Consider the following 18,959-nt stretch of genomic DNA (forward strand, 5'->3'; position numbering starts at 1 on the left):
ACAGCCTGCGCCACGCGGTGGACTGCCCGGCGGAGGACCACCTGGCCTGCCCCACCTTCCAGCGCCTGATGAAAGTGGCGGCCCGCGCCGCCACGCGGGAGCCGGCGCGGCGGGCGGGTACGAAACGCCGGCCCTGAGGCCGGCGCGGGGTCACTGGCTGCCGAACAGCGCGGTCCAGTAGATGCCGGCGTCGCTCTTCGGGTCCACCGAGTAGGCGGCACCCAGGTCGCGAAACTGCGGGTTCATCAGATTGGCGCAGTGGCCGGGGCTGGCGAGCCAGCCGTCGAGCACCTTGCGCGAGGTGTCCTGGCCGGCGGCGATGTTCTCGCCGATCTGCCGGCCGATGTAGCCGGACAGCTCGGCGCGGTCCCCCGGGGTGCGGCCGTCGCGGTCCTTGTGGTCGAAGAAGTTGTTGTTGGCCATGGCGCGGGAGTGCCCTTCGGCCGCCGTGGCCAGGGAGGCGTTCCAGCTCAGCGGCGCGGCGGCGGCGAAGAACTGGGTGCCGCACTGGCGGGACTGGGCGCGGGCGGTGTTGACCTGCTCCAGCAGTTTCTGGCCCTCGGCCTGCCAGTCGCCCAGGCGTCCGGTGAGCAGCGGCCGAGCCAGGACGATGCGCCACTCGCGGTTATCGCGGCTGACGCCGATGTCGACGAACTGCGGGTCCAGCACCACCTGGCAGAAGCTCTCGCGGATGGCCTTCATCGCCGACTGCGCATCGCGGGGGCCGGAGAGGCTGATGGCCTGGACGTTGACCATGGGGTAGCGCGACTGGGTCATCGCCTCCTGCAGGTCGCCCATGGTGGTGGCGGAAATCACCAGGCGGGGGTCGGTGGTGAGCGGCGGCAGCTCCAGGGAAGCCTGGCCGGCACAGCTCTGCACCTGGCCGCGGTAGGCGTTGAGGGCTTCGATCAGTTGCGCTTCATCGCCGGCACGGGCGCCTTGGGCGAGCAACAGGCCCAGCGACAAGGCCGCCAGCCGCAGGACGTTAGAGGTGACGCGCATGGATGCCTCCTTGGACGGGTTGCGCCCGGGTGCGCGAGCCCGCTCGGGGCTGGGGTCGCGGCTTATCGGAAGGGCGTATGACCGGCAGACGGGCGATTGGTTGCCCGGCCGGACGGATAGGGGTGGATTCAACCACGGGGGCCGGGCAAATCCCAGGCCATTCGCACCGGAATAGACCCGTTCAGGGCCGCCAGCCCTGCACCTGGCCCTTGGCATCGGCGCCAATCAACAGCAGCCGCTGGGGCCAGTCCACCAGCAGCAGGCCGTGCTCGCGGTTGAGGGCGAGGAACGCGCCCATCAAGGCCTGGGAGTCCGCCCCCTCCTCCAGCACGGCGCCCAGCGCGAGCAGCCCACGCGGGCCGGTGTAGCCGTAGAGCCAGGCGCCGCGCCCCACGGGCAGGCTGAACCCCTGGGCGAGCCGCCCCAGCATCTGCCCCTCGGCCACTATCACTGGCGCTGGTCCTGGCGTGACGCCGAGCCGCGCGGCCAGGCGCTCCAGTGCATCGGGCAACGGCACCAGCGGCACACTGCCCAGCACGCCTGGGCCCGGCGTCCCGCTGGCCTTGAGCGCACTCAACGCCGCCTCGGCCGCTCCACGCTGGCCTGGCGCCAGGAACTGCACCCGCAACCAGTCCGCCTGATGCAGCAGCCGCGCGCCGCGCAGGTCTCCCTGCACCGGCTCCAGCGGCGGCAGCCCGAGCGAGGCCGGGGCGGGCGATGCCACAACCGTGTCGACGGAGTGGGCATCAGCCACGGCAGGCACCAGGCCGAGGGCAACCAGCAGGACGATGGGCAACGGATTCATGGGCAGCGCCGGCAAGTAAAAGGGCGCGCAGATTACCCACGCCCAGGCACACCGTCAGCGACCCCAGCACGGGAGCGGCCGGGGATGACAGGGGAATCAGCCGGGGTTTGGGCTTACAGGCAGACCGAGGTGGTCATGCAGCCGAACACGAACCAGGTCGGCAGCATGCTTGCCAGCAACATGACCGCACCGATCACCACCACCCCAACGGTTCGCCGCCCCTCGAACCGATAGCGCCACGCCCCCAACAGCAGCAATACCGTGCACACCGCCAGTGAAAGACTGAGCGGCCATTCCAGCGACGCTTGCTGCAATCCCTTGGCGACCAGGTTGCCGACAAAAAGCACGTAACCGCTCCCCACACCGAGGGCCGCCACCCATAGCGAAGCCAGGCCCGGCGCTCGACGGACGGTCAAGCCCAGCCATCCCAAAAGCATCAGAACCAGTACGACTGGAATGGCCAGGATAACCAGCTCATAGGGGGTCAGCGGGTACTGGACAGGCATGGTTTTCCTCCGTGAAAAGCGCACATATTGACGCAAGGCAACGCTCGGCACCACGCAGCGAGCATCATCGGCGACCGCCCGGACGACCGTCCCAGAACGTGGCACCCAACACCCCACCACCCCATGGAAGGAACCCCATGAGCCCTGCCCCGCGAACCCCCGACCACGTCCGTTTCCCCCTGCGACAGCGGAGGGGCTGACATGGACCGGCTGGAACTGCTCGACGAACTGGACCGCCTGCTGCCCCCGGTGGACAAGCCCGAAGGCCCGGACCTGTCCTTTCACCCCAGCGGCTGCGAGGCCTGCGACATGCTGCGCACGGAGCTGGCCATCTGGCCCGGGCGCAAGCTGCCGATGGAGGCCCTCTTCTGGCTGCACGATGACATGAGCAGCCTCTCCGCCGCCGGCTGGCGCTGGGCGCTGCCCTCCTACCTGCGGCTGGTGCTGGAGTCACCGCCCGATGAGATCAACCTGCTGCTGGGCTTCCTCATCCTCAACCTCAACCCCTCCCCCGCCTACCGCGAGGACACCCGCACCCGCCTCGGCGCGCTGGATGCGCAGCAGCTCGGGCTGCTGCTGCGCTTCATGCAGTGGTGCGGCGAACAGCCGTGGCTGCTGGCCTGGGGCGAAGACATCGATCAGGCCTGCAGCTTCCTCGACGACCTGCGCCGCCGGCGCTGAGCCTCAGCCCGGCAAGCCGTGCCGCGCCCGGGCGGCCTGCACCACCCGCGCGGCCGGCACCCGCAACTGCACCAGCAGGTACTCGGCGAAATCCGCCGCGTAGCCCTGCCGGGCGATCGCCCGCTCCATGCACAGCAGCCACGCCTCGCTGAGGCCCTCGTCGATGGGCCAGCGGGCGTGGAACGCCGGGATGGCGATGGCGCCGTATTTCTCGCTGAACAGCCGTGGGCCGCCCAGCCAGCCGCTGAGGAAGCAGGCCAGCTTGTCCCGCGAGGGCGCCAGGTCCTCGGGGTGCAGCCGGCGCAGCGCCGCCGCCTCGGGCAGGCTGTTCATCTGCTGGTAGAAGTCGTCGACCAGACGGCGCAAACCGTCGATGCCGCCGGCGGCCTGGTAAGAGGCATCGCCGACGCCGTAGGGCGCGTGGCTCATGGAGGGCTCCGGGCAAAGCGCGGATTGTAGCGAGCGGAGCCTGGTGGCAGTGACTGCCCATTGGTCGCACCGGGCACTGGTGCCGTGAACCCCCGCGCACCGCTCGGCGCCCCGCTGGCAGGCGCCCCTGCTGGCCCGGTAGAATCGCCGCCCTGCCGGACGGTCACGTCCGCCCCATCAACCTGCGGGAGATACGCCATGGGCGCCCAGTGGAAAGCCAAACCCAAAGAAGCCGCCGCCAACGCCCGAGGGAAGATCTTCGGCAAGCTGGTGAAGGAAATCATGATCGCTGCGCGCAACGGCGCCGACCCGGACATGAACCCCAAGCTGCGCCTGGCCGTTCACCAGGCCAAGAAGGCCTCCATGCCCAAGGACACCCTGGAGCGCGCCATCAAGAAAGGCGCCGGGCTGTCCGGTGAGGTGGTCAACTACGAGCGCACCCTGTACGAAGGCTTCGCCCCGCACCGTGTGCCGGTGATCGTCGAGTGCCTGACCGACAACCTGAACCGCACCGTGGCAGAAATCCGCGTGCTGTTCCGCAAGGGCCAACTGGGCACCTCCGGCTCCGTGTCCTGGGATTTCGACCACCTGGGCATCATCGAGGCCGAACCGGCCAGCGCCGATGCCGACGTGGAACTGGCCGCCATCGAAGCCGGCGCCCAGGACTTCGAGCCCGGTGACGACAACACCAGCGTGTTCTACACCGAGCCCACCGACCTGGATGCCGTGTGCAAGGCCCTGCCGGACTTCGGCTTCACCGTGCATTCGGCCAACCTCGGCTACAAGGCCAAGAACCCGGTCACCCTCTCCGGCGCCGAGCTGGAGGAAGTGGAGGCCTTCCTCGAAGCCCTCGACGGCCACGATGACGTGCAGAACGTCTACGTGGGCCTCTCCGTGGCCTGATGAGCCGCCGGGACTTCCACGAGGAACACGCCGAGCGCGCCCGCGCCGATGCGTTGCGCCTGCTGGCCCAGCGCGTCGCCCTCGGCCCGCGCTGGCTGGCCTGGGTGGCCACCGAGCTCTACCAGTTCAAGCCGCCGGAATACGCCAACATGGTGCGCCGCGAACTGGAGCGGCTGACCTCGGCCCAGCGCCTGCTAGACGAGCCGGGCACCACGGTCCATTGACCGCGCCCCGCGCGTCACAGCGCGGGCACTCCTCACGCTGGCTTCAGCCGTGCGCCCAGCCTGGGCGTCCCCAGTAGCAAGCCCACCACTTCGATGATTTCCTCCAGCGCCGCCTCCAGGGTGATGGGCGAGGGCTCCAGCAGCAGGTCCGCCGCGTAGCTGTTGGCCAGGGCGGTGATCTGCCGGGTGGCCCGTGGCAGGTCATCGCAACTGAACACCCCACTGGCGCATCCCTCGGCGATCAGCCCCAGCAGCAGCCCTTGCCATTGGCCGAGCGCCAGCCGGTAGGCCTCGGCCAGCTCCGGGTCGTGCAGGGATTCGTCCCAGGCATCCAGCCAGAGCGTCCAGGCCGCGTCGTCCTTGCGCGCCGGCAGGCAATCGCGCATCAGCGCGATGAGCGCAGGCTCGGGGTCGAGCCCCTGGAGCAACGCCTGGGTGCCGGCCAACTGCTCCTCGGAGAAGCGCTCGAACGCCGCCCGGCGCAGGGTCTTCCAGTCACTGAAGTAGTGATACAGGTGGCTGCGGGACAACCCCGTGTGCTCCGCCAGGTCACGGGTGGAGACGCTGGCCAGGCCGTTGCGCAGGAACAGCTCCAGGGCGGCGGTGATGATCTGATCCTTGCGTTCGGCAACGGGGGGACGGGCCATGAGGTCTCCGGGGGATGAGTGGCTCTTGAATTTTGAGCGACTGCTCAAGGAAAATTGAGCGGCCGCTCAAATCATAGCGCGGCCCCTCCTCACTCACTACGGTCAACCGACGATGCACCCCCTCGATACCGAGCAACTGGCCTCCACCGGCGCCCGCCTCGGCCAGCAATCCGCCGCCACCACCCTCAAGGCCATCGCCTGCGCCTACCCCGGCAAGCTGCTGGGCACCTTCTCCCTGGTCGCCCTGGAGAACCTGCTGATGCTGGCCTACCCGCTGTTCGCCGGGTTCGCCATCGACGCCATCGTGCGTGGCGAAGCGCGCCTGGCGGTGCTCTATGCGCTGGTGGTGCTGGCCTTCTGGGTGGTGGGCGCGGCGCGCCGTGCGGTGGACACCCGCACCTTCACCCGCATCTATGCCGAGCTGGCAGTGCCGGTGGTGCTGCACCAGCGCCAGCAGCAGCACGGCACCTCGAAGGTGGCGGCACGGGTGGTGCTGGCACGGGAGTTCGTCGACTTCTTCGAGAAGCAGATCCCGATCATCGCCACCGCCCTGGTCTCCATCGTCGGTGCCGCCGCGATGCTGCTGGCCATCGAGCCCTGGGTGGGTGCGGCCTGCCTGCTGGCCCTCTCACTGTGCCTGGCCTGCCTGCCGCGCTTCGCCGCCCGCAACCAGACCCTGCACGAGCGCCTGAACGACCGCCTGGAGCAGGAAGTGGCGCTGGTGGGTCGGGTCGGCCGGGGCAGCCTGCTGCGCCACTACCGGCACCTGTCGAGCCTGCGGGTACGGCTCTCCGACCGCGAGGCAGTGGCCTACCTGCTGCTGGGGGTGATGGCTGCGCTGCTGTTCGTGGTCGCCATCACCTGCCTGGCCTCTGCCGAGCAGGTCAAGGCCGGGCACATCTATGCGGTGATGACCTACCTGTGGACCTTCGTCGGCAGCCTGGACGAAGCGCCCTCGGTGGTGGACCAGCTCGCCCGCCTGCGGGACATCGGCAAGCGCGTCGACATCGGCCGGGACGACACCCCGGCCTGATCAGTTGGCCGGGCGCAGAGCCTGCTGCCGCAGCTCGCGGGCCACGTCGAACTGCTGGCGGTAGGCCGGCGACTCCACCGCGTCGTAATCGCGGGTGTAGCGCCGGGCGAATTCCAGGCTGCCCCACTGGCGGTACTGCTGGACGTGGAACAGCTCGTGGGCCCAGAGCACGGCATCCTGGGCCAGGGCCTCGTTGCGGAAGACGATCACGTCCACCAGCGTCACCGCCTTGATGTCGGGGTTCTGCAGCATGGTGCGGGCGGCGGCCATGTCGTCGGCATCGCCCACCCGGTAGCGCACGTTGTCGAGCACGTCGGTGGGGTAGTACGGCAGCAGCACCTGGCGGATCGCCGGCGGGATCGGCGCAGTGCCCTGGCTCAGTGCCGAGGCGCGGGAGCGCAGGATCCAGCCCTCCAGGGAGGTGGCCGCCACCTCGCCGACCCGCTGCTGGGCCGGGCCGATCACCCCGTCCGGGTCCGGCACGCAGATGCAGCCCCCCAGGCAGACCTGCGTCTGCCCCGCCGGGCAGGACGCGGCAAAGGCGGGCGAGGCGGACAACAACAGCAACCCGAGGCAGCGGGCGGACAGGGCAAGGCGCATGGACGACTCCGGGACGAAACGCGCGGCGATACTTGGGCAGCCGCGCGCCGTTGTCCAGCCCCCACGGGCGTTTGACTGGCCGGCGCATTGCGGTAGGCTCTGCGCTTTTCCAGAGGAGTCTTCCCATGCCCCGCGCAACCGCACGCCACATCCTGGTTTCCAGCGAAGCCAAGTGCAACGAACTGAAAGCCGCCATCGAAGGCGGTGCCGACTTCGCCCAGGTCGCCAAGGACAACTCCACCTGCCCCTCCAGCCGTGACGGCGGCAACCTCGGTTCCTTCGGCCCCGGCCAGATGGTCCGCGAGTTCGACACCGTGGTCTTCAGCGCGCCGGTCGGCGTGGTCCAGGGCCCGGTGAAGACCCAGTTCGGCTACCACCTGGTGGAAGTCACCAGCCGCCAGGACTGATCCACCCCGAGGCCCGGCAGCGCCGGGCCTTTCCACGCGCCCTTCGCCCCCCCCCCTCTTCCCCCCTGCGACGCCGTGCCGGATCGCACGCCCCGCGCGCCCACTGCTAGGCTTGCCCGATCCACCCAGCAAGGAGGCGGGATGAGCGACTCCCTCGACACGGTCCCCGGCGTATTCACCTACCTGGACCTGCTGCACCAGCACCAGGGCTCCGACATGTTCTTCAGCGTCGGCTCGCCGCCCCACATCAAGATCGAAGGCCACGCCCGGCCCGTGGGCGAACGCGCCCTGCAACCCGGCGACGTGCGCCAGCTCGCCTACCAGCTCATGTCCCCCGCCCAGGTCGCCGAGTTCGAGCGCGAATGGGAGATGAACCTGGCCGTCAGCCTGCCCGGCAGTGGCCGCTTCCGCGCCAACATGTACCTGCAGCGGGGCGAGGTCTCGATGGTGGTGCGCCTGATCAAGACCAGCATCCCCAGCCTGGAGAGCCTCGGTCTGCCACCGGTGCTGGAGAAGCTGGCCCTGCAGGACCGTGGCCTGATCCTGGTGGTGGGTGCCGCCGGCTCCGGCAAGTCCACCACCCTGGCGGCCATGCTCGACCACCGCAACGCCCAGCGCAGCGGCCACATCATCTGCATCGAAGACCCCATCGAGTTCCTCCACCCGCACCGCCGCTCCATCGTCGACCAGCGCGAGGTGGGCCTGGACACCCACAGCTTCGCCGCCGCACTGCGCAACGTCCTGCGCGAGGCACCCGACGTGATCATGCTCGGCGAGGTGCGCGACGCCGACACCATGCAGCACGCCCTGCACTACGCCGAGACCGGCCACCTGTGCGTGGCCACGCTGCACGGCACCAGTGCCCGCCACGCCATCGAGCGCGTCACCCGCTTCTTCCCGGACGAGGCGCGCAAGCAGGTGCTCGCCGACCTCTCGCAGAACCTCCTGGCCATGGTCGGCCAGCGCCTGGTGCCGGGCATCGACCACAAGCGCGTGGCCGCCGTGGAACTGATGCTGGGCACGCCCCACGTGCGTGACCTGGTGCTGCGCGACGAGCTGCACGAACTCAAGGACGCCATCGAGAACGCCCTGGAGGCCGGCATGTGCAGCTTCGACCAGAGCCTGTTCCGCCTGGTCGAGGCCAACCGCGTCAGCCTGGCCGATGCGCTGCGCTTCGCCGACTCGCGCACCGACCTGGCACTGAAGGTGAAGCTGGAGCACGGCTTCGACGGCCAGGACGCCGAACGCAAGGTGCTGCGCGACGCCTGACCGCCCACCAGCGGTCGATGACCACCATCGACCAATGCGATTCGCACCCGCGCCGACGCTGGAGTAAGGTCGCCCCTTCTCGACGACACAAGGCAGGTGGGCGATGGCAGCCCTCGACGAACAGACCCAGACCCCGCCGGCGGACGCCGGCAGCCCCCATGACGGCGCCGCCCCGGTGGCGCGCCAGGCGAACGCCCGTGGCGATGCCGCGGTGATCGCCACCCTCCTCCCCTACCTGCGCCCCTACACCGGGCGCATCGCCGTGGCCCTGGGGCTGATCCTCGCGGCCAAGCTGGTCAACCTCTACGTGCCCATGGCGCTCAAGCAGATCGTCGACCAGCTCAACGTCGCCCCCAGCCTGGTGGTGCTGCCGGCCGGCCTGCTGCTGGCCTACGGTGCCGCACGCATCGGCGTGACCCTGTTCACCGAGCTGCGCCAGGTGGTGTTCGCCCGGGTCATGGCGCGGGCCTCGCGGCAGATCACCCTGCAGGTGTTCCAGCACCTGCATGGCCTCAGCCTCAAGTTCCACCTGGGCCGGCGCACCGGCGGCGTGGCGCGGGACGTGGAGCGCGGCGGCAGCGCCATCTCCGACCTGCTGGACTGGACCCTCTACACCATCGTCCCGACCCTGGTGGAGATCGTCATGGTCACCGCCGTGCTGGTGTGGGCCTATGACTGGGGCTTCGCCCTCATCACCCTCGCCACCCTGGTGGCCTACGCCCTGTGGACGGTGGCGGTGACCGAGTGGCGCACCGCCTACTACCGCGCCTCGGTGGAGGCGGACACCCGCGCCAACGAGCGCGCGGTGGACTCGCTGCTCAACTACGAGACGGTGAAGTACTTCAACAACGAAGCCCACGAAGCGGCGCGCTACGACGAGAACCTGCGCCATCTGGAGAACGCCAGGGTCAAGGCGACCAAGTCCCTGGCGCTGCTCAACCTGGGCCAGACCGCCATCGTCGCCCTGGGCGTGACCGCGATGATGTGGCGCGCCGCCGCCGGCGTGGTGGCCGGCGAGCTGACCATCGGCGACCTGGTGCTGGTGAACACCTACCTGCTGCAACTCTCCGCGCCGCTGTTCCTGCTCGGGATGATGTACCGCGAGGTGAAGCAGTCGCTGACCAACATGGAGCGGCTGTTCGGCCTGCTGGACGAGCGCCAGGACGTGCGCGACGCCGAGGGCGCCGTACCGCTGCAGGCCACCCGGCCCCGGGTGCGCTTCGAGAACGTGCACTTCGGCTACGACCCGCGCCGGGAGATCCTCCACGGCGTGGACTTCGAGATCCCGCCCGGCGGCACGGTGGCGGTGGTGGGGCATTCCGGCTCGGGCAAGTCCACCCTCGCCCGCCTGCTCTACCGCTTCTACGACATCGACAGCGGCCACATCCGCATCGACGGCCACGACCTGCGGGAGCTGACCCAGTCGTCCCTGCGCGGGGCCATCGCCATCGTTCCCCAGGACACGGTGCTGTTCAACGACAGCATCTACTACAACATCCGCTACGGCCGCCCCGACGCCACCCGCGAAGAGGTGGAGGCCGCCGCCCGCGCCGCCCACATCCATGACTTCATCCAGCGCCTGCCCGACGGCTACGAAACCCCGGTGGGCGAGCGCGGCCTGAAGCTCTCCGGCGGCGAGAAGCAGCGCGTCGCCATCGCCCGGGCCTTGCTGAAGAACCCGGCGATCCTGATCTTCGACGAGGCCACCTCGGCGCTGGACTCCAAGTCCGAGAAGGCCATCCAGACCGCCCTCGACCGCATCCAGGAAGGCCGCACCACCCTGGTCATCGCCCACCGCCTGTCGACGGTGATGGACGCCGACCGGATCCTGGTGCTCGACGCAGGCCGGGTGATCGAAAAGGGCACCCACCGCGAACTGCTGGAGGCCGGCGGCACCTACGCGCAGATGTGGACCCTGCAGCAGCAGGAGCCGGAAGAGCCCGCCGAAGCCTGAGCCGGAGGCCGGTCGCCCGTCGACCGGCACCTTGCCAAACGCCGCGCTTCCTGCGAAAACGCGCGCCTTCCCCACCGGAGCGACTCCCATGAGCGATGAACTGAAGATCGAAGACCTGCTCGAAGGCGACGGCAAGGCCGTGGTCAAGGGCGCGCTGATCACCACCCAGTACAACGGCTGGCTGGAGGACGGCACCCTGTTCGACTCCTCCTACCAGAAAGGCCGCCCCTTCCAGTGCGTGATCGGCACCGGCCGCGTGATCAAGGGCTGGGACCAGGGTCTGATGGGCATGAAGGTCGGCGGCAAGCGCAAGCTCCACGTCCCCGCCCACCTGGCCTACGGCGACCGCCAGGTCGGCGCCCACATCACCCCCGGCTCCAACCTCGTGTTCGAGATCGAACTGCTGGAAGTGCTGACTCGGGACGACTGATCCCAACCGCTAGCGCAGCCGGGGCACACCGTAGGGTGCGCTAACGAGGAACGAGGCAGCGCACCGTCTGCACGGTGCGTCTGCCGTCTTCCCCATCAGCCTCCTCACTCCATACGTACCGAGCCCCTCGCAGGCCCCGCCCCCCTTTCTCTACACCCGCTCAGGGCTTCGCCACCCACGGCTTCGGCCGCTCATACGCCCCCAGGTCACAGCGCGCCACACCATCACCATCCCCGTCACGCGGGCGCTTGGAACCGCGCTGGTCACGAGCGGTGCAGGTACCGATGCCGGCATCCACCGCCGGGCTGTGCGGGCGCAGGGCGTGGGTCTGGGTGCGTCCGTTGTTGTCCGCCAGCGGGTAGAGGACCTGGGTCATCACGTCGGCCTGCTCCACATAGAGCTCGCCCGTGCAGTTGCCCGGACCGGTGCCAAGCAGCAGGCCGATGGCCTTGTACTGCGCCTGGGCGCCCCGGTTGTCGCAGTTCATCGGGGTCGCCAGGTCCTCGTCGAGGTTGCCGGCGATGATGCTGTTGCGCAGGGTCACCTTGCCGAGGTTGATCAACCCGTAGCCACCGCTGTTGTTGGCGATGGTCACGTTCACCAGCAGCGCTTGCGGCGGCGTGCCCCCCATCTGGTACTGGCCATTGTTGAAGGTTCCCTGCCCGTAGTAGGGCTGGCGGTTGCCACTGAGGGTGGCGTTGGCCAGGGTCAGTACGCCGTCGTTGCCGATGGCCGAGCCGAAGCTGGCTTCGTTGCCGGTGAAGGTGGTGCGCGCCACGTCGGCGCGGCCCTTGTTGTGGAGCCCGCCGCCGAAGCCGGCGTCATCGTCGTCGCTGGCGCGGTTGCCGAGCAGGGTGCTGTCGCGCAGCAGCAGGTCGCCGTCGTTGTACAGGCCACCGCCGAGGCCGTAGTGCCCTTCGCCGGCCCCCGCCCAATTGTTGGCGAACAGCGAGCGGTGCACCTCCAGCCGCCCGTGGTTGGCCACGCCACCGCCGTTGCCGGGCTGGAAGGCGGCCGTGGAGCGGTTGCCGCTCACTTCCACCTGGCGCAGCACCACCTCGCCGTGGTTCTCCAGGGCGCCGCCGTAGGTGGAGCTGTGGCCACCGGTGAGGCGCAGGCGCTCCAGCACCACGCGGGCCCCGGCGAACACTTCGATCAGCCGGTCGTTGGCCTCGGGGCTGCCGCTGATGACGGTGCGGCTGGGGCCCTGGCCGACGAGGGTGAGGGAATCGCGGATGTCGAGGTCGCCGTTGAGGTTGTCGTCCTCGTCCAGCACGTCACCCTCCTCGTCGCGCCCGGCGGGCAGGCTGAGGCGGTAGGTTTCGGCCTGGAGGATGATGCGGTCCGGCCCCGGCAGCGCGTTGGCGGCGGAGATCGCGTCGCGCAGGGAGCAGTGGGCATCGCAGACGCCGTCGTAGCGGTCGTCGGTCTGGTTGACGATGAAGTCGGCAGCGCCGGCCGGCAGGCCGAGAAAGGCAAGGGACAGTGTGGCGCAAGGGGCGCCGAGGCGAGAGGCGATACGTGGCATGTGCATGACCCGTCCTGAGTGTCGTGGACAGGGCGCGGCCGCCGTTCGAGGTGAGCGTCCAGGCCCTGCCGGTTCCAAGGGGTGCGGATACGACCGGGCCTCCGCAGGTGCCGCCCGAATGCGGCAGGGTGATCGACCGGCGCAACGCGCCTGGGGTTCAGCGCGCCGGACGAAAGGTCATCCGCAGCCTGGACACCCCGTGGCAGAGCGGCCGCCTCTGGCAGGCACGACGGGCAGCCGCCCACGCCGCCAGGGGTGAAACGCGACCTTCGGCGGGTTGAACCCCTTGGGCGACTTGGTCAGAATCGCCGCCTTTCGAAAAACCGAGCCGCACCGAACATGAAGAACACGCTCAGCCTGATCGCCCTCTGCATCGCCGCCTCCACTTCGGCCCTGGCCGATGACCAGTCCACCGCCAAGGGCTTCGTGGAAGACAGCCACCTCGACGTGCTGCTGCGCAATGCGTACATGAACCGCGACTACAAGCACCACAACAAGGACAAGATGGAGTGGGGCCAGGGCGTCATCGGCACCTTCACCTCGGGCTTCACCCAGGGCACCGTGGGCGTGGGCGTCGACGCCTTTGGCCTCTACGGCCTGCGCCTGGACGGCGGCAAGGGCCGTGTCGGCGCGGCCGGCATCGACTTCTTCAAGCCCGGCGACAGCGGCCACGCCCAGGACGACATCGCCCGTGGCGGTGCGGCGGTCAAGGCGCGCTTCTCCAACACCGTGGTGAAGTTCGGCGACCAGATGCCCGCTCTGCCGGTGCTGAGCTATGACGATTCGCGCCTGCTGCCGGAGAGCTACACCGGCACCCTGATCACCTCCAAGGAGATCGAGGGCCTGGAGCTGAACGCCGGCCACTTCACCGCCGAGGCCCGCAAGAGTGCCGAAGGCCGTGACAGCGGCGGTCTCAAGCGCATCGACGTGCTGGGCGGCAGCTACCGCTTCAACGATCAGTTCAGCGCCTCGCTGTACGGCTCCGACGTGGAAGACGTGCTGAAGAAGCAGTACGTGAACCTGAACTACGTCTACCCGATCGCCAAGGACCGCTCCCTGACCCTGGACTTCAACGGCTACCGCACCCGCCTGGACAAGGACTTCGCCAAGGACGACAACCGCACCAACCGCATCTGGAGCCTGGCGGCCACCTACGCCATGGGCGCGCACGCCTTCACCCTCGCCCACCAGCGCAGCAGCGGTGACATCGGCTACCTCTACGGCGGCTACCAGAGTGCCGACTACATCGGCGACGGCGGCACCACCATCTGGCTGGCCAACTCCTACTGGTCGGACTTCAACGGCAAGGACGAGAACTCCTGGCAGGTGGCCTACGGCCTGGACTTCGCCGAGTACGGCATCCCCGGCCTGAGCTACCGCGTGGCCTACGTGCGCGGCGACAACATCGACGCCGGCCAGGCCGGCCGTGGCCAGGAGCGCGAGATCTTCAACCAGGTGCAGTACCTGGTGCAGGAAGGCCCGGCCAAGGACCTCAAGCTGAAGTTGCGCGGTTCGATGCTGCGGGCGTCCAACAACGTCAACAGCTATGTGGACGATGGCAACGAGGTGCGGGTGTTCGTGGAGTACCCGATCCGGGTGTTCTGATTCCCGCCGTGCTCCGAAAGGCCCCGTCGTGAAAGCGCCGGGGCTTTTTATTGGCGGTGGTCCTGTTTCCCAGGCCCTGACACCCACTCTCCCCCCAGCCTTATCCCAGGTAGTGAAAAATTGAGCGAACTCCGAGCGCACACTTTGCTGTTGCCTGACGCAGATAGTGGGGCGGGGAAAGTGCCCCTTCAGGAGGCCGAGCGCAGTCGTCGCGGAAGGGGTTGAGCGACATGGATGTCGCGAGAGCGCTGTCGGGCCAAGGATGGCCCGTTAGCGCGTACCCCTGGAGCGGCGATGGAGCGAGGGAAGTCCCGCGCAGCGGGACCCGCATGCAGGGGCGAGCCTTTTTGGTTTCTTTTTTGGCGACTGAAAAAAGAAACTCGCCCGGCAAGGCGAAACAGGTGACATCAGCAGAACTCGATAACCAGCCGAGCTACAAATCCCCCGCCGACACACCGTCGAACGGTTCACATAAACACCCGGTGCTGCCCATCCGCTGACTAATGGCCTGGCGCCATCAAGCCGATGCGGGCACCATGCGCACCCGGCGGCGATACCGCCCTGGACAGTCGTACCGAAAAGGATTGGCAGTGAAGACGTACACGCGCATGGCCGCCCTGCTGGCGGTGGCCCTGGTGGCAGGGGGCTGCTCCACCCGCACCTATTTCAAGCTCCCGGACGATACCCGGGTTTCCGTCTACGAACGCGCCGAGCAGTACCCGCAAGGCATGGTCACCACCCGGCCGTTCTTCTGGACCGCCAGCGGTGGCATCCCCTACAAGCTCACCCGCACCGACGGGGCGCCGGTGCAGCAGGGCAAGCTGCGGGCGCGCTTCCGCGTGGCGTCGATCTTCTGGCCGCCGTTCGCGATCATCTACTGGCCCATGGGCTTCGGCCAGCGCTGCTATGACCTGACCTCCACCGAGCCGCAACAGTGCACGCGGGGCGACATGGTCCAACTGAAACGTGACGAGCGCCTGAAGGACTGAGGCAGGAACCCGCACCCGTCATCTGTCGGCGGGTGTCTCAAGGAGGATTTCGTGATGAACCGACGCGGCATCCTGCCGCTGCTGGTGGGCCTGCTGCTCTGCGCCCTGACCCCGGCCCAGGCTGCCGGGGAGGCCCGAGCCATCGAACAGGCCAAGGCTGCGGCCCATGCCTGGCTGGCGGTGGCCGACCGTGAGGACTACATCCGCACCTGGCAGCAGGCGGCCAGCGTGCTGCGCCGCAGCACCAGCCGTTACGAGTGGGTGACCCTGGCGGTGGACCTGCGCTCGCCCCTGGGGGCGCTCAAGCAGCGCGAGCTGCAGGGCGCCAGCTACGCCACGCAGTTGCCGGGCCTGCCGGACGGGGAATACGTGATCCTGCAGTACCGCAGCGACTTCGAGCACCGGGACGGCGCGACGGAGACGGTGACGCCGATGCGCGACAGCGACGGCCAGTGGCGGGTGGTGAGCTACTTCGTGGATTGACCCCGCGCCCGACGGGCGCGAGGTCCTGGCGGGTCAGAGCACGAACGTGGCAACGGCGGCGCCGATGCCCAGCACGGCGATGACGATGCCGCCGATCAGCACCAGACGCCCCTTGGCATCCTCATTGGCCGCTACCGAGGCTGCCGCTTCGGCGGGAGCCGGTGCCACGGCGCGCAGGGGGTTGGCCGATGCCGGCTGACTCACCTCGCGGGCGGCCGCCGGGGCCGGCTTGGGCAGGTCGACCACGCGCACGAACTGGGTGGCGTCCTCGTCGGCCGCCTGGCGCACGTCCACCTTGGGCCCGATCACCAGCAGCGTCACCGAGGCCATGCGCACCTGGTCGCCGGGGGTGAGCACGGCGGTGCCGACCTTCTGCTGGTTGATGTAGACGCCATTGGCGGACGCCAGGTCCTTGATCTCCAGCACGTCGTCCTTGAGGAAGAACTCGGCGTGCCGGCGGGACAGCTCCAGGTCGCTGAAGCACAGCTCGCACTTCACCGAACGACCAAAGGTCATGGAGCCGGTGACGTGGTACTTGCGCCCTTCGTTCTCGCCCTTGATCACCTGCAGGAACCAGCGCGCGGTGGGCGCGGCCTTGGGCTTGACCTTGGCCGGGTCGACCAGCACCAGTTCGACGGCGCCGATCTTCACACGGTCCTCGGAACGCAACTGGTAGCGGGCGCCGATGCGCTCGCCGTTGACCAGGGTGCCGTTGCGGGTGCCGCAGTCGGAGAGGTAGTAGTGGCCGTGGTCCTGACGGATTTCGGCGTGGAAGGGGCTGACGTCCGCTTCGTTCAGTACCAGGTGGTTGCGTTCGTCCTGGCCGATGGTGAAGCGCTCGTCCGCCAGCCAGATGGGTTCCTGGCGGTTGTCCGCGAAGTGAATCCTGAGCATGTCCGAAGTCCTTGATTTACGTTGCGCCAAGCCGATTGCCCGGCTGACCTGTTCCCGCGCATCAATCGAAGATGCGATTCCACAAACGCTTGACCGGGTTGCCACTCTGCTGCTGCCGGGCCGTCTGGCCGGAGGCGCGGGCCTGGGCCCTGCGCACGCGCTGGGCATGACCGGCCTGCAGGGCCAGCAGGGGTTCGTCCAGCGGGCGGACCTTGAGCCCGGCCTCGATGAACTGCTGGGCCAGGGCGAACTCGCGGTGCCCGTAGGCTTCGTCGGCAAGCCGGGCGAAGCGCGCGGCAACGCGGTCGAGCCCCTGCTCGGCGCGGGCCTCGTCCGGGTTCAGGGCCAGTGCCTGGCGGTAGTGGTAGACCGCGCTGTCGTCCTCGGGTTGCACCAGGCGGTCCTCGGCCAGGCGCGCATCGCCCTGGGCCAGGGCGGCCTCGATGCGGGCCTGCTTTACGCGGGCAAGGCCATCGCGGGCCTGGGCGTTGTCGGGTTCGCGGGCGAGTGCGCGGTTGAAGAAGTCTTCGGCGCTGTCTCCGGCCGGGCTGGCCAGTTGGCCGGCGGCCAGGCGCTGTTCGCCCTGGGCCAGGAGGTCGCGGATCTGCTTCTGCTTGACCAGGTGCAGGCCAACGGCGGAGCCGATCCCCAGCAGCAGCACGCCAAGCAGTGCCCATCCCCAGGCGGGCAGGCGACGGGCCGAGGCAGCAGCCGGCACGGGCTGACGCGGGGACGTGCGCGCGGGGCCGGCCCCCTTGGCGAGGTCGGGGGTGCGGGTGACGCGGGTGTGGTCCTGCTCGTTCTCGTTCAGTTCGGCGAGGCTGGCCAGCAGCACGCGGCAGTCGGCGAAACGCTCTTCCGGGTCCTTGGCGAGCATGCGGTCCACCAGGAACTGGTAGGGCTCCAGGGCGCCGGCCAGGCGCGGCGGCTCCATCTGTACGTGGTTGAGCACGGTCTGGGTGTAGCTGGTGCCACGGAACGGGTTGGTGCCGATGAGCAGCTCGAGGAAGATCACGCCCAGGCTGTAGATGTCGCTGCGCGGGTCCAGGGGCAGGCACTGGGCCTGCTCCGGGCCGCTGTAGGCGGGGCTGCCGACGGCGACGTCATGCTGGGTGAGGTCGCTGTCCAGGGCCAGCTCCTTGGCGATGCCGAAGTCGCTGAGCACGGCGGTGCCGTCCTCCCGGAAGAGGATGTTGGCCGGCTTGATGTCGCGGTGGATCATGCCCTTGTCGTGCACCACCACCAGGGCGCTGGCGATCTGCCGGATGAGGGTCAGCGCGCGCTGGGGCTCGAAGCGCTCGCCCCGGTGCTGGGCCAGGTCGCCACCGGCGACGAACTCCATGGCGATGTAGGGGCGGCCATCGGCGAGCCGACCGATGTCGTGGATGGTGATGATCGCGGGGTGGTGCAGCGAGGCCACCAGGTGCGCTTCCTTGATGAAGCGCTTGGCGAAGGCTTCATCATCCAGGCGTTGCAGGACCTTGATCGCCACCTGGCGGTGCAGGGATTCCTGGGTGGCGAGGTAGACCTCGGCCATGCCGCCACGGCCCAGCCGGCCCTGCACGCTGTAGCCGGGTATCTCCAACAAGCTGTCGTTCATAGGGAAGGAAGGTGCGCTTATCGCTGTTTTCGGGAGCCGAACCATCGGCTGAGGAAGCCGCGTGGCGGGGCCTCCGGTGGAGCAGACTCCGGCGCCGGCAGGCCCAGCACGATGCAGGAGATATTGTCCCTGCCGCCATGGCTATTGGCTAGCTCGACCAGCGTGCCAACCATCGCTTCGAGGGTGCTCGAGCGGCTGCAGATCTGGTGCAGGGTGGCGTCGTCCAGCTCGTTGCTGAGGCCGTCGCTGCACAGCAGCAGCAGCTCGCCCGGGGCGAGGCGGCCGACCCGGCTGCCGACTTCCAGGGCCTGATCGTCACGGCCGAGGCACTGGGTGACGACGTTGCGACGCGGGTCCTGACGGGCCTGCTCGGGGGTGAGCTGGCCAAGGTCCACCAGCATCTGCACCCAACTGTGGTCGTGGCTGATCTGGCGAATGCCGCTGGCGTCGATGAGGTAGCAGCGGCTGTCACCGGCCCAGGCCAGTTGGTAGGCGTCGCCTTGCAGGTGCAGGGCGACCAGGGTGGTGCCCATGCCGCGGCGCTCCTCGCCCCCTTCGGCTGCCACCGCGAGCACGGCTTCATTGGCGCCGTGTACGGCCGTGGGCAGGTCGGCGCCGGCCTGGATGTGCTGCTCCAGCGCCGCCAGGGCGGTGGCGCTGGCCACTTCGCCGCACTGGTGCCCGCCCATGCCATCGGCCACGGCCCAGAGGCCCAGGGTGCTGCTGCACAGCAGGGCATCTTCGTTGTGTTCACGCACGCGGCCGGCCACGGACAGGGCGGCGTAGGCGGGAGCGGAGGGGGCGGGCGTGCTGGGCATGGGCGGCGGCGGGGATCTCGGGTGAGTCGGGGCGACCCTGAATGATGGCGGCAGCCACGCTGGCTGTCGCGTTCCGTGCCCCACAAGTGTTAAACAGTCGAGGCTTTGTCGCACGCGTGGTGCGCGGCCCGGGCGTCTATGCTTGCGCCTCG

At 69.0% G+C, this 18,959-nt stretch carries 21 protein-coding genes and 1 pseudogene; 12 read left to right on the top strand and 10 right to left on the bottom strand.

The window, feature by feature from the left end; genetic code table 11:
* Positions 1-137: pseudogene (locus A7D27_RS29130) on the top strand (MerR family transcriptional regulator); the annotation flags it as partial.
* Positions 138-150: 13 nt separating this feature from the next.
* Here A7D27_RS29130 and A7D27_RS13780 read toward each other — a convergent pair.
* From A7D27_RS13780 to A7D27_RS13790, 3 genes are all read right to left on the bottom strand, one after another.
* Entirely contained in the window at positions 151-1,002 is an 852-nt protein-coding gene (locus A7D27_RS13780; protein WP_069565221.1) for a CAP domain-containing protein, read from the bottom strand.
* A 181-nt stretch (positions 1,003-1,183) separates the two neighbouring features.
* On the bottom strand, positions 1,184-1,807 hold the full coding sequence (locus tag A7D27_RS13785; RefSeq protein ID WP_069565222.1) for a hypothetical protein: 624 nt from the start codon (positions 1,805-1,807) through the stop codon (positions 1,184-1,186).
* Between the two features lie 113 nt (positions 1,808-1,920).
* Positions 1,921-2,313: a hypothetical protein gene (locus A7D27_RS13790; RefSeq protein WP_069565223.1), complete on the bottom strand. Its 393-nt coding sequence runs from the start codon at positions 2,311-2,313 to the stop codon at positions 1,921-1,923.
* 201 nt (positions 2,314-2,514) lie between these two features.
* Between A7D27_RS13790 and A7D27_RS13795 the strand changes: the two genes are divergently transcribed.
* The gene (locus A7D27_RS13795) at positions 2,515-2,994 is read left to right on the top strand and encodes a hypothetical protein (RefSeq protein WP_069563607.1); all 480 of its coding nucleotides are present in this window, start codon (positions 2,515-2,517) and stop codon (positions 2,992-2,994) included.
* A gap of 3 nt (positions 2,995-2,997) precedes the next feature.
* Here A7D27_RS13795 and A7D27_RS13800 read toward each other — a convergent pair whose 3' ends face one another.
* Positions 2,998-3,423, bottom strand: coding sequence for a group II truncated hemoglobin (locus A7D27_RS13800; RefSeq protein WP_069565224.1), 426 nt, complete (start codon positions 3,421-3,423; stop codon positions 2,998-3,000).
* Between the two features lie 198 nt (positions 3,424-3,621).
* Between A7D27_RS13800 and A7D27_RS13805 the strand changes: the two genes are divergently transcribed.
* Positions 3,622-4,326, top strand: a complete 705-nt coding sequence (locus tag A7D27_RS13805; protein ID WP_044407338.1) for a YebC/PmpR family DNA-binding transcriptional regulator — start codon at positions 3,622-3,624, stop codon at positions 4,324-4,326.
* A complete protein-coding gene (locus tag A7D27_RS13810) occupies positions 4,326-4,550 on the top strand; it encodes a hypothetical protein (RefSeq protein WP_069565225.1) in 225 nt (74 codons plus the stop codon). Before A7D27_RS13805 ends, A7D27_RS13810 begins: the two co-directional genes overlap by 1 nt.
* A 32-nt stretch (positions 4,551-4,582) precedes the next feature.
* Here the strand turns inward: A7D27_RS13810 and A7D27_RS13815 are convergent, their stop codons facing one another.
* Positions 4,583-5,197: a TetR/AcrR family transcriptional regulator gene (locus A7D27_RS13815; protein WP_069563609.1), complete on the bottom strand. Its 615-nt coding sequence runs from the start codon at positions 5,195-5,197 to the stop codon at positions 4,583-4,585.
* Positions 5,198-5,309: 112 nt separating this feature from the next.
* On the opposite strand from A7D27_RS13815, the gene A7D27_RS13820 reads away from it, so the two are divergent.
* Complete coding sequence (locus A7D27_RS13820; RefSeq protein WP_069563610.1) at positions 5,310-6,230, top strand: ABC transporter six-transmembrane domain-containing protein; 921 nt, start codon at positions 5,310-5,312, stop codon at positions 6,228-6,230.
* Here the strand turns inward: A7D27_RS13820 and A7D27_RS13825 are convergent, their stop codons facing one another.
* Positions 6,231-6,830: a DUF4157 domain-containing protein gene (locus tag A7D27_RS13825; RefSeq protein ID WP_069565226.1), complete on the bottom strand. Its 600-nt coding sequence runs from the start codon at positions 6,828-6,830 to the stop codon at positions 6,231-6,233.
* 125 nt (positions 6,831-6,955) lie between these two features.
* Between A7D27_RS13825 and A7D27_RS13830 the strand changes: the two genes are divergently transcribed.
* From A7D27_RS13830 to A7D27_RS13845, 4 genes are all read left to right on the top strand, one after another.
* Positions 6,956-7,237 carry a peptidylprolyl isomerase gene (locus A7D27_RS13830; protein WP_044407352.1) on the top strand — a complete coding sequence of 94 codons (282 nt, stop codon included), beginning with the start codon at positions 6,956-6,958 and terminating at the stop codon, positions 7,235-7,237.
* 141 nt (positions 7,238-7,378) lie between these two features.
* Positions 7,379-8,506 (top strand): PilT/PilU family type 4a pilus ATPase, encoded by a 1,128-nt coding sequence (locus A7D27_RS13835; protein ID WP_069565227.1) that lies wholly within the window; start codon positions 7,379-7,381, stop codon positions 8,504-8,506.
* 103 nt (positions 8,507-8,609) lie between these two features.
* Complete coding sequence (locus A7D27_RS13840) at positions 8,610-10,460, top strand: ABC transporter ATP-binding protein/permease (RefSeq protein WP_069565228.1); 1,851 nt, start codon at positions 8,610-8,612, stop codon at positions 10,458-10,460.
* Between the two features lie 88 nt (positions 10,461-10,548).
* Entirely contained in the window at positions 10,549-10,890 is a 342-nt protein-coding gene (locus A7D27_RS13845; RefSeq protein WP_044407361.1) for an FKBP-type peptidyl-prolyl cis-trans isomerase, read from the top strand.
* 160 nt (positions 10,891-11,050) lie between these two features.
* Here A7D27_RS13845 and A7D27_RS13850 read toward each other — a convergent pair whose 3' ends face one another.
* Positions 11,051-12,424, bottom strand: a complete 1,374-nt coding sequence (locus tag A7D27_RS13850) for a CSLREA domain-containing protein (RefSeq protein ID WP_069565229.1) — start codon at positions 12,422-12,424, stop codon at positions 11,051-11,053.
* 333 nt (positions 12,425-12,757) lie between these two features.
* Between A7D27_RS13850 and A7D27_RS13855 the strand changes: the two genes are divergently transcribed.
* From A7D27_RS13855 to A7D27_RS13865, 3 genes are all read left to right on the top strand, one after another.
* Positions 12,758-14,023, top strand: a complete 1,266-nt coding sequence (locus tag A7D27_RS13855; RefSeq protein WP_069565230.1) for an OprD family porin — start codon at positions 12,758-12,760, stop codon at positions 14,021-14,023.
* Positions 14,024-14,613: 590 nt separating this feature from the next.
* Positions 14,614-15,012: a hypothetical protein gene (locus A7D27_RS13860; RefSeq protein ID WP_240915776.1), complete on the top strand. Its 399-nt coding sequence runs from the start codon at positions 14,614-14,616 to the stop codon at positions 15,010-15,012.
* Positions 15,013-15,066: 54 nt separating this feature from the next.
* The gene (locus A7D27_RS13865; protein WP_069563314.1) at positions 15,067-15,495 is read left to right on the top strand and encodes a DUF4019 domain-containing protein; all 429 of its coding nucleotides are present in this window, start codon (positions 15,067-15,069) and stop codon (positions 15,493-15,495) included.
* Between the two features lie 33 nt (positions 15,496-15,528).
* On the opposite strand, the gene A7D27_RS13870 is transcribed toward A7D27_RS13865, so the two are convergent.
* The 3 genes from A7D27_RS13870 to A7D27_RS13880 all read right to left on the bottom strand — a co-directional run bounded on the left by A7D27_RS13870 (position 15,529) and on the right by A7D27_RS13880 (position 18,807).
* Complete coding sequence (locus A7D27_RS13870) at positions 15,529-16,389, bottom strand: FHA domain-containing protein (protein ID WP_069565232.1); 861 nt, start codon at positions 16,387-16,389, stop codon at positions 15,529-15,531.
* 61 nt (positions 16,390-16,450) lie between these two features.
* Positions 16,451-17,989 carry a serine/threonine-protein kinase gene (locus A7D27_RS13875; protein ID WP_069565233.1) on the bottom strand — a complete coding sequence of 513 codons (1,539 nt, stop codon included), beginning with the start codon at positions 17,987-17,989 and terminating at the stop codon, positions 16,451-16,453.
* Positions 17,990-18,006: 17 nt separating this feature from the next.
* Entirely contained in the window at positions 18,007-18,807 is an 801-nt protein-coding gene (locus tag A7D27_RS13880) for a PP2C family serine/threonine-protein phosphatase (protein WP_069565234.1), read from the bottom strand.
* Between the last annotated feature and the right edge of the window lie 152 nt (positions 18,808-18,959).

This window comes from Pseudomonas sp. 1D4 (assembly GCF_001728925.1).
Classification (GTDB): Bacteria; Pseudomonadota; Gammaproteobacteria; order Pseudomonadales; family Pseudomonadaceae; genus Metapseudomonas; species Metapseudomonas otitidis.

Coding starts and splice junctions, on each gene's coding strand:
- A7D27_RS13855 (WP_069565230.1), top strand. CDS start 12,758: ATGAAGAACACGCTCAGCCTGATCGCCCTCTGCATCGCCGCCTCCACT.
- A7D27_RS13820 (WP_069563610.1), top strand. CDS start 5,310: ATGCACCCCCTCGATACCGAGCAACTGGCCTCCACCGGCGCCCGCCTC.
- A7D27_RS13800 (WP_069565224.1), bottom strand. CDS start 3,423: ATGAGCCACGCGCCCTACGGCGTCGGCGATGCCTCTTACCAGGCCGCC.
- A7D27_RS13825 (WP_069565226.1), bottom strand. CDS start 6,830: ATGCGCCTTGCCCTGTCCGCCCGCTGCCTCGGGTTGCTGTTGTTGTCC.
- A7D27_RS13795 (WP_069563607.1), top strand. CDS start 2,515: ATGGACCGGCTGGAACTGCTCGACGAACTGGACCGCCTGCTGCCCCCG.
- A7D27_RS13865 (WP_069563314.1), top strand. CDS start 15,067: ATGAACCGACGCGGCATCCTGCCGCTGCTGGTGGGCCTGCTGCTCTGC.
- A7D27_RS13840 (WP_069565228.1), top strand. CDS start 8,610: ATGGCAGCCCTCGACGAACAGACCCAGACCCCGCCGGCGGACGCCGGC.
- A7D27_RS13850 (WP_069565229.1), bottom strand. CDS start 12,424: ATGCACATGCCACGTATCGCCTCTCGCCTCGGCGCCCCTTGCGCCACA.
- A7D27_RS13815 (WP_069563609.1), bottom strand. CDS start 5,197: ATGGCCCGTCCCCCCGTTGCCGAACGCAAGGATCAGATCATCACCGCC.
- A7D27_RS13785 (WP_069565222.1), bottom strand. CDS start 1,807: ATGAATCCGTTGCCCATCGTCCTGCTGGTTGCCCTCGGCCTGGTGCCT.
- A7D27_RS13790 (WP_069565223.1), bottom strand. CDS start 2,313: ATGCCTGTCCAGTACCCGCTGACCCCCTATGAGCTGGTTATCCTGGCC.
- A7D27_RS13835 (WP_069565227.1), top strand. CDS start 7,379: ATGAGCGACTCCCTCGACACGGTCCCCGGCGTATTCACCTACCTGGAC.
- A7D27_RS13870 (WP_069565232.1), bottom strand. CDS start 16,389: ATGCTCAGGATTCACTTCGCGGACAACCGCCAGGAACCCATCTGGCTG.
- A7D27_RS13805 (WP_044407338.1), top strand. CDS start 3,622: ATGGGCGCCCAGTGGAAAGCCAAACCCAAAGAAGCCGCCGCCAACGCC.
- A7D27_RS13845 (WP_044407361.1), top strand. CDS start 10,549: ATGAGCGATGAACTGAAGATCGAAGACCTGCTCGAAGGCGACGGCAAG.
- A7D27_RS13810 (WP_069565225.1), top strand. CDS start 4,326: ATGAGCCGCCGGGACTTCCACGAGGAACACGCCGAGCGCGCCCGCGCC.
- A7D27_RS13875 (WP_069565233.1), bottom strand. CDS start 17,989: ATGAACGACAGCTTGTTGGAGATACCCGGCTACAGCGTGCAGGGCCGG.
- A7D27_RS13880 (WP_069565234.1), bottom strand. CDS start 18,807: ATGCCCAGCACGCCCGCCCCCTCCGCTCCCGCCTACGCCGCCCTGTCC.
- A7D27_RS13780 (WP_069565221.1), bottom strand. CDS start 1,002: ATGCGCGTCACCTCTAACGTCCTGCGGCTGGCGGCCTTGTCGCTGGGC.
- A7D27_RS13830 (WP_044407352.1), top strand. CDS start 6,956: ATGCCCCGCGCAACCGCACGCCACATCCTGGTTTCCAGCGAAGCCAAG.